Here is a 15,189-nt window from a genome sequence, read left to right as displayed (position 1 = left end):
AATAACGTACACTGGTGAGGAATTCGCACACGAATGACCCTGACGACTAATGAAGATTCGACACGATGACGACTGTCGGAACCGGGAGTATGACGTGACTTTGACAGATCAGGAAGCACAATCTTCGCACGAACAACAACGCGCAGATATTGACGCTGCACACACGGCGCTGGGAATTGAACTGGGTTCCACCCGCATTAAAGCTGTTCTTATCGACTCACACTTCCAGGTGATTGCCCAGGGTGGATTCGAATGGGAAAACAAGCTGGTTGACGGATTGTGGTCCTATGGGCTGGCCGACGTGGAACGAGGCGTGCAGACCGCCTACCGCGCGCTAGCCGACACCGTGAAGAAGGAATTCGACGTCACGCTGACTCGCGTCGGCGCGATCGGCATTTCCGCCATGATGCATGGCTACCTGGCCTTCGATGCCGATGGCAAACAGCTGGTGCCGTTCCGGACGTGGCGCAACACAAACACGGGGCCTGCCAGCGAAAAGCTCACTGAACTGTTCGACTTCAACATTCCGCTGCGCTGGTCGATTGCTCATCTGTACCAGTCGATTCTCAACGAGGAACCGCACGTCACGGACGTAGCGAAGATTCAGACCCTCGCGTGCTACGTCCACGAACGTCTCACGGGTCGTCACGTGCTGGGCGTGGGCGACGCCTCGGGCATGTTCCCCATCGATTCCACCACCGTTGACTATGACCAGGAGCGACTGCAGCAGTTCCACGACCTCGTCGCAGAAAAAGGCTTCCAGTGGGACGTTGCAGACCTGCTGCCCACAGTTCTGGCAGCGGGCGACGATGCAGGTGAACTTACCGCCGAGGGCGCACGCTTCCTCGACCCCAGCGGTAACCTCGAAGCAGGAATCACGATGTGTCCTCCTGAAGGCGATGCAGGCACCGGCATGGTGGCAACGAACGCTGTCGCGCCGCGCACTGGTAACGTTTCGGCCGGCACGTCCATCTTCGCGATGGTCGTCCTTGAGAAAGCCCTGAAGAAGGTGCACATTGAGCTTGACCCTGTCACAACGCCCGACGGCTCCCCGGTTGCGATGGTGCACTCCAACAACGGTTCCAGTGAGCTGGATGCGTGGGTGAAGATCTTCCGCGAGTTCGCTGAAATTGCCGGCGTCGATATTCCCAAGCCACGCGTTTACGACCTGCTGTACGAGCATGGCCTGACCGGCGATCCCGACGGCGGCGGCCTGGTCGCCTTCAACTTCCTGTCCGGCGAACCGATCGTCGGCGTGGAAACCGGTCGACCCATGTTCGTCAACCCGCCTGCCTCCACATTCAACCTGGCAAACTTCATGCGCACACAGCTCATGACGCCGTTCGCCGTGCTGCGCCTGGGCATGAACATTCTGACTGAGGACGAGGGTGTCCAGGTGGACCGCTTGTTCGCTCACGGTGGCCTGTTCAAGACACCGATCGTCGCGCAGCAGTTGATGGCTGGCGCTTTGGGTGTGCCCGTTGCGGTTGGAAAGAGCGCCGCCGAAGGTGGAGCATGGGGCATCGCAATCCTGGCGAAGTTCCGCGCAGACCGTGCCAATGGGGATGCTCAGTCCCTGCCGGACTATCTTGCCGAACGCGTCTTTGCCGACACCGAATCCTCGGTCATTGATCCTGTCGCCCGCGATGAAGAAGGTTTCGAGCGCTTCCTGACCCGCTACCAGGCGGCCATCAGTGTTCAGCAGGAAGCCGGCCGGGCACTCTCCACTCACTCGCAGCACGAATCAAATGACTGATCAAAAGGATTCGCGTCCCAATATCGTCCTGATTTGTGTCGATCAGTGGCGGGGTGACTGCCTCTCCAGTCTGGGCCATCCGGATGTTCAGACCCCCTACCTGGACCGTTTGGCTGGGATGGGCGCGCAGATGTCGCGTACGTATTCCGCGGCTCCAACATGCGTGCCGGCGCGCATGTCACTCATGACGGGCATGAGTCCTCAGTCGCACCGACGCGTCGGCTACCAGGACGGCGTCACATTCGACGTGGCTCCCACCTTGCCGCAGTGTCTGAAAGAGGCCGGTTACCAGACGCAGGCGATCGGGAAAATGCACTACTGGCCCGAACGCACGCGAATCGGATTTGACGACGTCCAGTTGCACGACGGCTACCTTCATGTCTCACGCGATCGCACACGCGATGTGGCGTGGTACGACGACTATCTGCCGTGGCTGCGCGACCAGGAGGGCGCAAACGCTGTCGAGGATTACATTGATTCCGGCCTGGAATGCAATTCCATCGTTGCCCGTCCGTGGGACAAGGCAGAACGTCTCCATCCGACGAACTGGGTTGTCAGTGAGGCGATCCGCTGGATGTACCGGCGCGATCCTGACTGTCCATTCTTCCTGTACCTGTCCTTCCACCGCCCGCACGCGCCCCTCGACCCGCCTGCATGGGCGTTCGAGCAGTACGATTCGGCCGAGCTGACTGATCCTCCCGTGGGCGACTGGGCTGATGAGCTCATGGAAGATGAGCAGCGCGCCTGGGATCCGACAGCACTTGCAGCCGTCTATCATCCGCGGTCCGTGCATCGCGCGCGTGCCGGTTACTTCGGACATATGACCCATATCGACACTCAGGTGTCACGATTCCTGCAGGCTCTGTTTGAATTCGGCGTTGACTCCAACACGTATGTGGTCTTTATTTCCGATCACGGCGACATGATGGGCGACCACCATCTGTGGCGCAAGGGATACCCCTACGAAGGGTCCGCTCACGTGCCATTCCTCGTGAGAGGTCCCGGCATCCCTGCAGGAGCGCGCGTCGACCAGCTGACCGAACTTCGCGATCTGATGCCCACCTTGTTGGATCTGGCTGGCGTACCCGTGCCTGAGGGCGTGGATGGGCGGTCACTGGCACCGTTCCTGCGTGGACAGGATGCGTCGTGGCGCACCTACATCCACGGTGAGCACACGTTATTCGGCCAGTCACTGCAATGGATTGTCTACGAGCATTTCAAGTATGTGTGGTACTCATCGTGGGGCACCGAACAGCTTTTCGACCTGGCAGACGACCCGCACGAGCTTCACAACCTTGCTTCAGATCCGCACTACGAGTCAGCGTTGAAGAAAGCGCGCGGCTACCTCATTGCCGAACTCGAAGGTCGTGAGGAAGGTTTTGTTGACGAGGGAGACCTGGTGACTGGGCGACCTGTTCACGCCGTCCTGACTCAGCCCCATCCGCCGCTGGATGAGGGCCGGTAGGCGGCTAGCGTGGCGAGCTCGGTGACGATGACTCGTCGAGCAGTGCGCGCAGCCACGTGAGCTGCTTGCTCCCTTCACTATCTGGCCACCTTCGTGCTGATTGAAGGGGTAGACGACGATTTCGGGGGCGTCCCCGGTCTGCGATGCGTCAGTCCTGCCCCACCAGTTTCGCGCCGCAAACACGGTCGAAGGTGGGCAGGTCATATCCATCTCCCCTGTTGAAAACAGAGCCGGCGTGCCGACAGTGACTCTCTTCGCCAGGTTCACTGCGTCGAAGTTGGACAGCGTGGTGAACACCGTGGCCACCTTGTGGCGCATGATCGACAGGTAGCGGAAAATTTCCTCGTAGGGTTCCTGTCCCGTCATGCCAGCGGCGCGTTCGAAGTGGCACAGGAACGGTACGTCCGGCATGGCTGCGAAACCCGGTGGTTCAGTGCGGTCGCTGCAATTGTGAGGCCGCCGCCCTAGCTTCCTCCGGCAGTGATGATCCGGTCCAGGCGTCGCTATGCGGCCCTGGCACTTGCCGACAGAGTTTGCCGCTGAGGGGTTCCTACAGGTTGAGCTGGATGGCTCGTCCCGGCACTGCGTCGATCAGCTCGCGCGTGTAGTCCTGCTTGGGGTGATCGAACAGTTCGTCGGACGGTGCCGCCTCGACGAGCTTGCCGTGCTCCATCACCACCACGTCATCAGCGATCTGACGCACCACCGCCAGGTCGTGCGTGATGAACAAGTAGGACAGCGAGAACTGTGCCTGCAGGTCATTAAGCAGGTGCAGAATCTGGTTCTGCACCAGCACGTCGAGGGCAGAGACAGCCTCGTCCAGCACAATCACTTCGGGCTTCAGTGCCAGGGCGCGGGCCACGGCGACGCGCTGACGCTGCCCACCGGACAGTTCGTTCGGATAGCGCCGCATGACCGAGCGCGGCAGAGCGACCAGGTCAAGCAGTTCCTGGGCCCGTGCGATGCGCTCCTTCTTGTTTCCGATCTTATGAACCTTCAGTGGTTCCTCGATAATGCGGAAGATCGAGTACATCGGGTCCAGTGACCCATAGGGATTCTGGAAGACAACCTGGAGCTTGCGGCGCAACTCAAACAGCTCTTTGGATGAGAATTGCGACGTGTCCTGCCCTTTGAAGAACACCTTGCCTTCGGTGGGAGTGAGCAAGTTGAGCACCATGTTGGCCACAGTGGACTTACCGGAACCGGATTCACCCACCAATGCCAGGGTTGTGCCCTTGCGCAATCCGAACGTGACGTCGTCAACGGCGCGCAGTTCCTTGGCTTCGCCGCGCGCACCGCGCACGTCAAAGACTTTCGTCAGATGTTCGACGCGCACGATCTCCTCGGTGGAGGACGCACCTGCTCCTGTACCGGTGAGTTCTTCGTCCGTCACTTTCACGCCGCGGGCGTGGGCGGACTCGATACGTGCCGATGCGAGCGAGGGGGCCGCCGACACCAGTCGCTTCGTGTACGGATGCTGCGGATGCTGCAGGATCTCCAGCGCGGGCCCGGATTCCACGATACGTCCGCGGTGCATGACGACCAGCTGCTCGGCGCGTTCAGCCGCCAGGCCAAGGTCGTGAGTAATGAACAGGACGGCTGTGCCCAGCTCACGAGTCATTGTGCCCAGGTGGTCAAGGATGCGGCGCTGAACTGTCACATCCAACGCGGAGGTCGGTTCGTCGGCAATGAGCAGCTTCGGGCGGGCAGCCAGACCGATCGCGATCAGGACGCGCTGGCGCATACCGCCGGAAAATTCGTGTGGGAACTGCTTGGTCCTCTTGCCGCCACCGGCAAGTCCGGCCTCTTCAAGCAGGTCTGCCACGCGCTGACCCACCTGCGAGGTGGGGACCACGTTGTTGGCCCGCAGAGCCTCACCGACCTGCTTACCGATACGGGTCACAGGGTTGAGGTTCGTCATCGGGTCCTGTGGGACCAGACCAATACCGGATCCACGCAGCTTCACCCACTCTTTAGTGGACAGATGCGTGGTGTCCTTGCCGTCAAATTCAATGCTTCCGCCTGTGACTTCACCGGTGCCGGGCAGCAGGCCGATGATCGCAGAGGCAGTCGTTGACTTGCCGGAACCGGACTCACCCACAATTGCCACGGTCTGGCCGGGGTAGATCGTCAGGTTGACTCCGCGCACGGCGGGAACTTTGCCGGTGGACGTGGTGAACGTGACTTCAAGGTCTTTGAGCTTGAGCAGCGGTTCAGCGTCATCTGGGTGGATGTCGCCTTGGTCTCGTGAATGCTCATTGACCACTTCTGGCGCATCGGACATGACAGTGCGGGTAACCAGCTTTTCGAGGCGTTCGTCTGTCAGCTCAGCGTCGGTCGAGTCACCCTCGTCAACGTCGGGCATAAAGCGGTTGTCACCCGAGTCGGAACTGGCCGGGTTGGGTGTGACCGGTCGCGACGCGGCGAACGTGGGGTCGTCGGGGTCAGGTGTCAGATCTGGATTACGTGGAGTTGTCACTTCTTACGCGCCTTCGGATCGAGGGCGTCACGCACGGCGTCGCCCATCATGATGAAGCTCAAAACGGTCAGTGCCAGCGCGATAGCCGGGTAGAACAGAACCATGGGCTGAACGCGCAGGGATGCTTGTGCCATCGAAATGTCGCCACCCCAGGACACCACGGACGACGGCAGACCGATACCCATGAATGACAGGGAGGCTTCGGCAACGATGAATGTTCCCAGTGCCACGGTTGCGTAGACGATCACCGGTGCCATTGCGTTCGGCAGGATGTGGCTGACCACGATATGCCAGCTCGATGCGCCGGTCGCGCGCGCTGCCGTCACGAATTCCTCGTTCTTGGTGGACATGACGGCGCCGCGGGTGATGCGCGCAATCTGCGTCCACCCGAAGCATGCCAGCACCAGGACGACCATCCACACATTGCGGTTGTCGCGGAACATCTGCATGAACACGATTGCGGCAAGGAGCAGCGGAACCGCGAAGAAGATGTCGATAATGCGGGAGATCACAGCGTCAACCCAGCCACCGAGGTATCCGGCGAGGGCGCCCAGCGATCCGCCGATCAGGACGACGGCGATGGTCGTGAAGACACCGACCGTCACTGAGGCGCGAGCGCCGTAGATGACGCGCGCGTAGATATCGCAGCCCTGTCGTTCGAAGCCGAAGGGGTGCCCGGGACCGGCTGGTTCAAGTGAATTGCCCAGTTCGCAAAAACGCGGGTCCTGTGAGGTGAACAGCTGCGGCACGAAGGCCATGAGGAGCGCGATGAAGATGATGATGGCTGCCACCCAGAACATGGGGCGCTTGCGCAGCTGCTTCCACGCTTCACCCCACATGGATGAGGGTGCTGAATCGTCAGCTACGGCGTCGACGGCACCCAGGCCGGTCTCGTCAATTTCAGAGACGTAGTGCTGTTGTCCATGGCGAGTGCGCTCAATGGACGCGGAAGGAATCAGATTCTCACTCATAGCGGATCCTCGGGTCGAGCCAGGCGTACAGAAGGTCAACGATCAGGTTCGCGATGATGTAGACAAGCACGAGCACAGTCGTGAAGGACACCACCGTTGCCGGCTCGCCCTTGATGACTGCTTGCCACAGCGTGCCGCCTACACCGTTGATGTTGAAAATGCCTTCTGTGATGATGGCGCCACCCATGAGGGCGCCGAGGTCACCGCCGAGGAATGTCACGACGGGGATCAGTGAGTTGCGCAGAATGTGGCGGCGCATGACCTGTCCGTTCGACAGGCCTTTTGCCCGCGCAGTGCGCACGAAGTCGGCCGCGGTGTGTTCAGACACTGACTGGCGCGTCAGTCGCAAGACGTAAGCCAGCGATTGGGCGCCCAGTACTATCGCCGGCATCAAAAGATTGGTGATCGTAGTCTTACTGCCCACCGTCGGTGGCAGGATGCCCCATTTCACGCCGACCAGGAACTGGAGTACGAAGCCGATAACGAAGGTCGGTACTGAGATGACCACGAGGGACAGAACCAGAACCGTTGAGTCGAAGAAGCCGCCTCGGCGCATGCCGGCGATGACACCGAAACCCACACCGAGGATCGCTTCGAAAAGCAGCGCCATCACTGCAAGCTTGATGGTGATGGGGAAGGCTCCCGCCATTACTTCGGCAACTGGACGACCCGAGAAGGTGGTTCCGAAATCGAGAGTGAAGACGCCCTTGAGGTACAGCAGGTACTGCATGTACAAAGGCTTGTCGAGGTTGTATTCCGCACGGATACGCGCCTGTACTTCCGGGTTGAGGCCACGGTCGCCTCCCAGGGCGGCAACGGGATCACCAGGCATCAGGTACACCATTGCGAAAATCAGGAACGTGGCTCCGAAGAAGACCGGGATGATCTGGAGGAGCCGTCGTCCGATATATCGGGACATTGGGTATTTCCTTCGGGGTGGACAGGACATGCTCGCCCCTCTGATTGCTCAGAATCGCGTGCATGTGTGCTACAGGATCACGGAGCTGACGCCTCGCGATCGTTTCGGCCACTCACCTTTTGCCGTGAGACCTGCCAACGTCGAATGTTCAACATCGTGCAAACTTCACGCCAAAATATGCAAGCTTCGCTTGGTGAGCGTATCACTAATTCTTTTAGTCTTGGGAGCCGAGTCGACTCTTGAGCGGCATTCGCGTCACTTTTGCACTGTATGACCCATCACATCAGAGACATGTTTGTGCAGGTCACTCGGTTGGACGTGAACATAGTTCTGTGGCGAACAGGGCATTCCTGGTCGCCACAGAACTATGTAGTGCTGATCTATACGGAGCAGATCACTGCTTGGTGATCAGGTAGTACATCGGAACGCTGTGCCAGTCGAATTTCACGTTGTCCACGTTCTCCGACCAGCCGGCGACCACGTTCGAGTACCACAGCGGGATTGCCGGCAGATCCTGGAAGAGGATCTCCTGGGCCTGATCCAGCAGCTTGTTGGACTCTTCCAGCGAGCTTGCGCCCGAGGACTTGGTCAGCAGTTCATCGAATGCAGGGTTCGAATAATTGCCGTCGTTCGCACTTGCGCCGGTGGCGTAAATCGGTGCCAGGAAGTTGTACTTACCGGGGTAGTCAGCCTGCCATCCGGCTCGCATGGCTCCCTTGATGGCGCCGTTGGTGACGTCGTCACGCAGTGACTTGAAGTCCGGGTAGGGGTTGCCTTCCGCTTCGATTCCGAGGGTGTTCTTGATGGAGTTGACCGTTGCGTCAACCCAACCCTGGTGACCGCCGTCAGAGTTGTAGGCAATGGTGAACTTGCCTTCGAACGGAGCGATGGCCTCAGCCTGTGCCCACAGTTCCTTCGCCTTGTCGGCATCGTAGGTCAGAACCTCGCTGCCGGGGATCGAGTCGTTGAAGCCGTCAACGACTGGTGAGGTGAAGTCCTTGGCAGGGGTGCGGGTACCGGAGAAGATCTTCTCGGTGACTTCTTCACGATTGATCGCGTAGGAGATCGCCTGGCGACGCAGCTTGCCTTCTTCACCGGTGAAGTGCTCAAGGTCGTTCGGAATGGTGAATGCCTGGAAGATAGCAGCAGGCTGGTTCACCGAGCGCCCGTTGAGCTCGCTTTCGTAGGTCTGGAATGCGTTTTCAGGGATGGCGTCCAGCACGTCGAGGTTGTTGCCCACGAGGTCCTGGTAGGCCGCGTCCTGCTTGGCGTAGAAGGTGAAGTGGAGTCCACCGTTCTGCGGAGTGCGCTCACCCTTGTACTCGGGGTTCGGGACCAGTGAGAAGCCTTCGTTGTGAACCCATGCGCCTTCGCCGTCAGCCATGTAGGGGCCGTTGCCGACCGGGTTCTCGCCGCCGGCTTTAGGATCAGCCAGAGTAGAGTCGGGCAGCGGGTAGAAAGCTGAGTAGCCCAGACGCTGTTCGAAGTCAGCTTCCGGCTGCTTGAGCTTGATGGTGAAGGTGGTGTCGTCCACGACCTCGAGGCCGGTCAGATCGCCGTTGCCTTCCTCATCGGCACCTTCGATGGGTGCGAAGAAGTAAGCGGAGAGCATGGCCTCTTTTGCACCGAGCTTCCATGCCTCAACGAAGTTCTTGGCCTTCAGATCGGAGCCGTCAGAGAACTTCAGGCCTTCCTTCAGTTTGACGGTGTAGGTCTGATGGTCGTCAGTTTCGATGGACTCGGCCATTTCCATGTGGCTTGCGCCTGTCTCATCGTAGTAAGTCAGTCCGGCGAACAGCACGTCAAGAAGACGGCCACCGCCCGTTTCGTTCGTGTTCGCAGGGATCAGCGGGTTCTGAGGTTCAGATCCGTTGACCTCGACAATGCCGCCTGATGCTGCGGCACCGCTTTCACCACCGTTTCCTGATTGGTCGCCGCTGCCGCCGCCACATGCGGTCAGTGCAAGGGCGAGGGCGGCCGGAACCGCCAGCCATGTTCTCTTAATCCTCATGGGATGCCTCCTGATTTTTATGCAGGTGCTTCTGGGCCGCTGTGTCACATACACAGGACACGGATGCCAGATGTCACAGACACTATCGATCAATCTGCCTCAAAGCGTTGAGAGTTCACCATGTGGAAGCTACAATTTGGTCACGAATTATCACGAAATGATCAAGAACTCGTCTTCATCATTGGAAACAAGCCGAAAGCTCACGTGGTGTCGTCGCGTCACTTTGAGACAAACCCTCATCTTTGCCTCAACTAATTGTGTCTGACTTCACACACTTTGGTCAAGACTTCGCCATGGGACCGTCACCAATTGATTTGTGACTACCCTTGAGTGCATGAAACCCAGCGCTGCAGGTCACGTCATCACGTGCGGAGAGGCACACGCGACGGCACTCCGCACACCGGAGCGTCGCATCACGCAACCGCCTGACGCACTACGTATCGGCATCAGCGGCGGAATCGGTTCCGGTAAGTCGGCGGTGGCGGATGTTTTTGCCCGCCGCCATGCCACTGTTGCAGATGCAGACCAGATTGCCCGGGAGATCGTCGCACCCGGTTCACCCGCGCTGCACAACATCGCGCAGGCGTTCGGCACGGATATCCTCAACGCTGACGGCTCGTTGAATCGTCCGGCGCTGGCACAGCTCGTTTTTTCTGATCCGGCGCGGCGCACCCGCCTGGAGGCATTTACTCATCCGCGTATTGCTCGCGAGTCGGCGCGCATACTCGCCAGCGCACCGCCCGGCACCTTCGCTGTCTACGACGTTCCTCTGCTGGTCGAGGGTGGCCTGGCATCCACCTTTGACGTCGTCATCATGGTGGGTGCTCCGGTGCAGATCCGAGTCGAACGCCTCGTGAGCCGTGGTCTGACAGCTGACGATGCCCGCGAGCGCATCGATTCTCAGGCAAGTGAGGCTGAGCGACGGGCGGTGAGCGATGTGTGGATCGCGAACACGGGCACGGTCGCTGACCTCAATCAGGTGGTCGACCGACTCATCGATGACTGGCTGACACCACTGCTGTCATAAGCAGGCTCCCCACGCCACCAGATGGCAGTGTGGGGAGCCTGACCAGATCCTTATCTGTCAGTGCGTATGACGGCGTCGTCGCGTCGCCACCATCACGGCGCCCGCCATGCCGATCACGCTGACCGCTGCGAGCAGACCGCCATCAGCGCCGGTGGCTGACAGGTGACGCCCTCCCGCAGATACGTTTGGCGATGCACCTGGTTGCGCTGATTGACCCTGGCCATGGTTCTGATCGGTGCTCGGCTCGACGGGCTGAGTTCCCGGCTCGGTCGGCTGAGTGCCCGGCTCGGTCGGCTCACCGACAGGCACCGCTGTGAACGTCAATACCGGTGAGATCACTTCACCACCATTGACATCACTGACCACCACGTACCAGCTATGTGTCCCCACCGGCACATCTTTCCACGTCGCACTGGCAGTGCCAGGTGTGGTAACACCCCCGGCAGTTCCAATGAGGCGGGTGGACAGCACGTCCGCGGAGAAGGTGTCCGTGCTGAGCACGCGCTGTGAAGGTGTGATTCCCAGCTGCGCATATGAGACATCGAAATGCTGGTACTCATACGGATTGTCAGCGCTGCCCAACAGCCCCTGATCATCGGAATTGTAGCGCTGCAGGGAAGGTGAGTAGGTGCGTACCATCATGCGCTGGCCATCGTTGTCGAAATGCAGCAAGCGCAGGTAGCCCTGGCCACCCTCGGGAAGTGCCTGGTAGTCGAAGAGCATCGATGTCACGGTGCGCTCCGCTACGCCGTCCCCATCGTCATCGAAGCTGTCCGTGCGGGTGAACGCATCGTGGTAGTGCCCCGACATCACCATCCGCACATTCGGGTTCGTGGCGACGACCTCATCAAGGATGCGCTGCGGGATCGGACCGAGCCCACCGGTCGTCAGCATGAATTCGTGCAGGTCGATGATTGCGATGCGGTCCGGGTGAGCGGCCAGCACCTGATTCATCCATTCAATTTCCGCGTCCCCTGGTCCCCAGCCCTGGTAGACGGCAATGAAGTCGATGCCTCCGGCGGAGAACAGATCGAAGTGTCCGCGGTTGTCCTCATATGAGCCGCCGTACCACGGGTTAGCAGCGAAGCGTGCCTCACCGAAGTTCTTCGAATACTCCGAGTAGTCGTTGGCAAGGTGGCCAACATCGTGATTTCCTGCCAGAACGCCATAAGGGAATCCCGCCTCATCGAGCGTGCGATACGCCGGATTGGCACGGTCCCACTGATGCTGCTGGTCGAAGTCGTCGATAATGTCACCTGTGTGGAACAGGTACTGGATATTCATGTTGGCCCGCTGATCCAGCAGGTACTGGTGGATGGCGAGCTGATGTGGGTAGTAGTCGTCGCGCTCGTTGTAGTACTGCGTGTCCGATTCCCAGGCGAGCGTGAAATCGTACGTGGAGCGCGCCTCGTCGTCGGCGTGTGCGGGAGTCACGGTGGACTCACGAGTCGTCAGGTTCTTCCCGGCCCACCCGTCGGAATGCTGGATCAGCACGGTAATCACACCATCATGAGCATACGTATCTGTCTTGACGAGGGCGTCCATGTCAAATTTTTCGTACGCACCATCTGCTGCAGACGCGGCGCGCGTGCTGGCCGAATCCGTGCCTGGGCCAGTGATGTGGCGGTCGACCTCATCCCAGGATCCGTCAGCGGCGCGCACGCGCATCGACACCTGAGCGTTCCGTTCAGCCTGTCCGGACCAGTGCACACGCACCGTGCTGCCAGCGTCGCTGTCGCTGACAGGAATCTCGAACAGTTCGTACGGGAAGGCATCATCTGAGGTGACCTGTTTGACCACGTCATCATTCTGGGCAAGCTGCTCGATCTCGTCACTGGTGAGCGGACGAGCTGACTCACGCTCAGCTTGGGCAGCGTCATTCACTGTTCCGGAGGCGGTGCGAATGGTGCTGTTGTCCACGCGATCGCCTTCGTAGAATTTTGCGGTGACCTGGTCGCCTGCTTCATCATCCACGTGGGCGCTCAGTACCACATCGCCGGCTTCCACACGGGCACCATCACCAGGAGTGAAGGTTGCAACCGTGGGGTCTTCCACGGGCGTCGTGAAGTGGGTGGTGACAGTTGCGGAGTTCCCCAGTTTGTCGACGGCAATGACGGTCAGTTCGTGGTTGCCGGCCGGCAGTGTCGTCGACGAGGTGGTCAGCGGAAGGGTGATGTCCTTGCCGTCGAGTGTTGCGCTGAGTGAATCCAGTCCAATCCCACTGTCAGTGGCGGTGGGATTGACGGTGATGTCACCCTGGAGCAGGGCGCCCTCGTCAATGTGTGTCTCGATGACCGGAGCCGTGTTGTCGACCCGCAGGACGCGTGTGACGTTGTGCTGGGTGCCGTCCACTGTTGCCTGCGCGGTGATGGTGTGCGTGCCGTCTATTGCTGTCGTGGTGTCCCACGCGTGGCGAGCGCCGGTGAACGCGTCGTCAGGAATGTCGAACGTCGCGTCAAAGAAATCGTGCTTGCCTGTGGAATCGCCCATGCGCAGCCATTGTGTGGCATCGGAGTATCCGCGTGGGGTGAGCGTGCGTCCGTCCGGCAGGATCAGTCGCAATGCACGCACATCGAAATCGTCGTTGTTTTCGTTCTCGTCGATCCCGGGTTTGGCTTTGGTACCCGCGTAGATCGAGGCGGTTACGGTCTGTCCGTCCATGTAGACCAGGGGAACGGGCGTCGAAATGGTCGTGATCTCGCTGTAGGTACCCTCATCGAAAATCGTCAGGATATCGCCATTGGGGGCCAGCACGCCGTTGCGGAAGAACGTGTCAGTCTGCGTGGCTTCGAAGGCGAAGACGGGCTCACCTTCCAGTGAGGCTTCCGTCAGCACGTTCGTGCCATCGATCGTCATCGTGATTGACGAGGGGGCATCGGTCGCCGCAATCAGGTCGGTGGTGCCGGACACCCAGTCATTGTCGGCGTGGTTGATACGCAAGGGGTCAGTGGCTACTCCCTGGATGGCAACTCGTACGGGAGCGGTGGTTTTGGTGAAGGTTCCGTCCGTGTAGGTCAGCGTGTAGTCGAACCAGCGTTTGCCGGTCATGTCAGCGGCAGGCACCTCGAAGGTGAAGTGCGTGACGTCTTCGCTGTCATGTGTCAAGTTGATCGCGCGCGAATCTTGATCGGCGCTTGACTTCATGTTCAGTGTCACCGTCTTGACGCTGGTGTTGTCCGTGATGGTGAAGTCGAATGTCAGTGGCTGGTCGGCGCGAACTGTGGATGGGGTGACATCTGTCAGCGCCGGTTCCTGCGTGTCTGCGGCCAGCGCGACCAGGGGCCTGGGGAGCTGGGCAGCCATCAGTGTGCCCGGCGATGCCGAGTGAGTGCCAATGCGGCCCTGTGTGGTGAGGTCGTCCGTGTTCACGCAGAAATGGAATCCCTTGTTGTATTCGACCTCTTTGCCGTTCATGTTGTAGTAGGCCCGGTTAATGACCGTGCCGGTATTCGTCTGGATCTGCATGCCGCGAGCGCCACCATTGGCCATGCCACCTGAGTAGATTTCCACCAGGTCCTGGCCCATAGTCAGCGACGTACCCCACTGCTTGTTGAAATCGGCTGCGCCCAGATCATTGTTGTTGCCGTTCCTGATCCAGAACACCAGGGTTTTTCCGGGTTGGATCACGACGTTGTCAGGGGTGGAGGGCCACAGTGCCGAGCTCTTCGAATCGGGGTACAGGTAGCTGAGCGTGTAGTTGGAGAAATCGATGGGCTGGTCGGTGGTGTTGGCAATCTCAATGAACTCATAGCCATCTGAGCCGGACACGTTATCTGTGTCGGGTACGAGTTCGGTGATCATCAGAGGTGCTGCCGTGTCAGGTGCGTCCTGTGCCGACGTGGGGTCATCGGGGTCTGGCTGACCTGACTGGTCGCCGGGATCCGGCTGAGAGGTGCGGACGAACTGTTCGTCGCGGACAGTGCCAGGTGTTGCAGTGGCCTGCGACGCCAGCAACGTCATCGACTGGGTGTCTGATACGGCGAATTCTGCGACTTTGTTGGCTCCAACGGATCCGGCCGGGTAGTACGACCACGATTCGATTTGCCCGTCTTTGAGGACCCGGATTCCGCGCTCACCTTTATTGGCCATACCTGCCTGGCCGGTGATGCGCACAATCCTGGCGGTGTTGCTCATGGACCAGTTGGTGCGAAAATCTGCGTCCGTGCGAGCAAAGGAATCGAGGTTCTTCGCCGTGTAGGACAGCCACATGATGATTGTTTCGCCTGGGCTGAGGGTCAGGTTGGCGTCGTCAACCGTCAGTTGTTTGTCCTGGGATCGGTCATCGGAATCGGCGTAAGTGTAAGCGAAAGAGTACTTCTGTTCAGCAAGGTTGATCGCCGCATCCGTCGTGTTGTGGATTTCGAAGTATTCGTATTCGTCAGAGCCGGTATTGTCGGGCGCAATCTCCGTGATCATGAGCGGCGGAGCGGTGGTCTCAGCCTGTGCCGGGCCACCGCTCCACACGCTCGTCATCATCAGAGCTGCCGCCACTCCCATAATGAGGGCACGAGGTCGAACTGAAAACATGTGTATGTACTCCATCAGTCAGCAAAAATCACTA

Annotated in this window: 8 protein-coding genes and 1 pseudogene; 3 read left to right on the top strand and 6 right to left on the bottom strand. The window is 59.7% G+C overall.

The features are described from left to right. The first annotated feature begins 94 nt into the window (after nucleotides 1–94). Nucleotides 95–1,756 carry a xylulokinase gene (locus HMPREF2975_RS01955; protein ID WP_227469116.1) on the top strand — a complete coding sequence of 554 codons (1,662 nt, stop codon included), beginning with the start codon at nucleotides 95–97 and terminating at the stop codon, nucleotides 1,754–1,756. Next, nucleotides 1,749–3,221, top strand: a complete 1,473-nt coding sequence (locus HMPREF2975_RS01950; RefSeq protein WP_058237536.1) for an arylsulfatase — start codon at nucleotides 1,749–1,751, stop codon at nucleotides 3,219–3,221. The genes HMPREF2975_RS01955 and HMPREF2975_RS01950 overlap by 8 nt, the downstream gene beginning before the upstream one ends. Before the next feature lie 93 nt (nucleotides 3,222–3,314). Here HMPREF2975_RS01950 and HMPREF2975_RS13040 read toward each other — a convergent pair. From HMPREF2975_RS13040 to HMPREF2975_RS01930, 5 genes and pseudogenes are all read right to left on the bottom strand, one after another. Next, nucleotides 3,315–3,632 (bottom strand): annotated as a pseudogene (locus HMPREF2975_RS13040) (acetylxylan esterase); the annotation flags it as partial. 139 nt (nucleotides 3,633–3,771) lie between these two features. After that, nucleotides 3,772–5,505 (bottom strand): dipeptide ABC transporter ATP-binding protein, encoded by a 1,734-nt coding sequence (locus HMPREF2975_RS01945; protein WP_058237928.1) that lies wholly within the window; start codon nucleotides 5,503–5,505, stop codon nucleotides 3,772–3,774. A gap of 191 nt (nucleotides 5,506–5,696) precedes the next feature. Beyond that, nucleotides 5,697–6,671, bottom strand: coding sequence for an ABC transporter permease (locus tag HMPREF2975_RS01940; RefSeq protein WP_058237537.1), 975 nt, complete (start codon nucleotides 6,669–6,671; stop codon nucleotides 5,697–5,699). After that, nucleotides 6,664–7,590 carry an ABC transporter permease gene (locus HMPREF2975_RS01935; protein ID WP_058237538.1) on the bottom strand — a complete coding sequence of 309 codons (927 nt, stop codon included), beginning with the start codon at nucleotides 7,588–7,590 and terminating at the stop codon, nucleotides 6,664–6,666. Before HMPREF2975_RS01935 ends, HMPREF2975_RS01940 begins: the two co-directional genes overlap by 8 nt. Before the next feature lie 394 nt (nucleotides 7,591–7,984). Further along, nucleotides 7,985–9,601 (bottom strand): peptide ABC transporter substrate-binding protein, encoded by a 1,617-nt coding sequence (locus HMPREF2975_RS01930; RefSeq protein WP_058237539.1) that lies wholly within the window; start codon nucleotides 9,599–9,601, stop codon nucleotides 7,985–7,987. 334 nt (nucleotides 9,602–9,935) lie between these two features. Here HMPREF2975_RS01930 and coaE point away from each other — a divergent pair, with 334 nt between their 5' ends. Further along, nucleotides 9,936–10,628 (top strand): dephospho-CoA kinase, encoded by a 693-nt coding sequence (coaE, locus tag HMPREF2975_RS01925; RefSeq protein ID WP_083314347.1) that lies wholly within the window; start codon nucleotides 9,936–9,938, stop codon nucleotides 10,626–10,628. A 57-nt stretch (nucleotides 10,629–10,685) separates the two neighbouring features. On the opposite strand, the gene HMPREF2975_RS01920 is transcribed toward coaE, so the two are convergent. Then, on the bottom strand, nucleotides 10,686–15,155 hold the full coding sequence (locus HMPREF2975_RS01920) for a lamin tail domain-containing protein (RefSeq protein ID WP_070725447.1): 4,470 nt from the start codon (nucleotides 15,153–15,155) through the stop codon (nucleotides 10,686–10,688). Nucleotides 15,156–15,189: the final 34 nt, after the last annotated feature.

The organism is Actinomyces sp. HMSC065F12 (genome assembly GCF_001814535.1).
Taxonomy (GTDB): Bacteria; Actinomycetota; Actinomycetes; order Actinomycetales; family Actinomycetaceae; genus Pauljensenia; species Pauljensenia radingae_A.
Note: the sequence above shows the minus strand (reverse complement) of the source record. Positions and strands in the feature narration are given on the sequence as shown.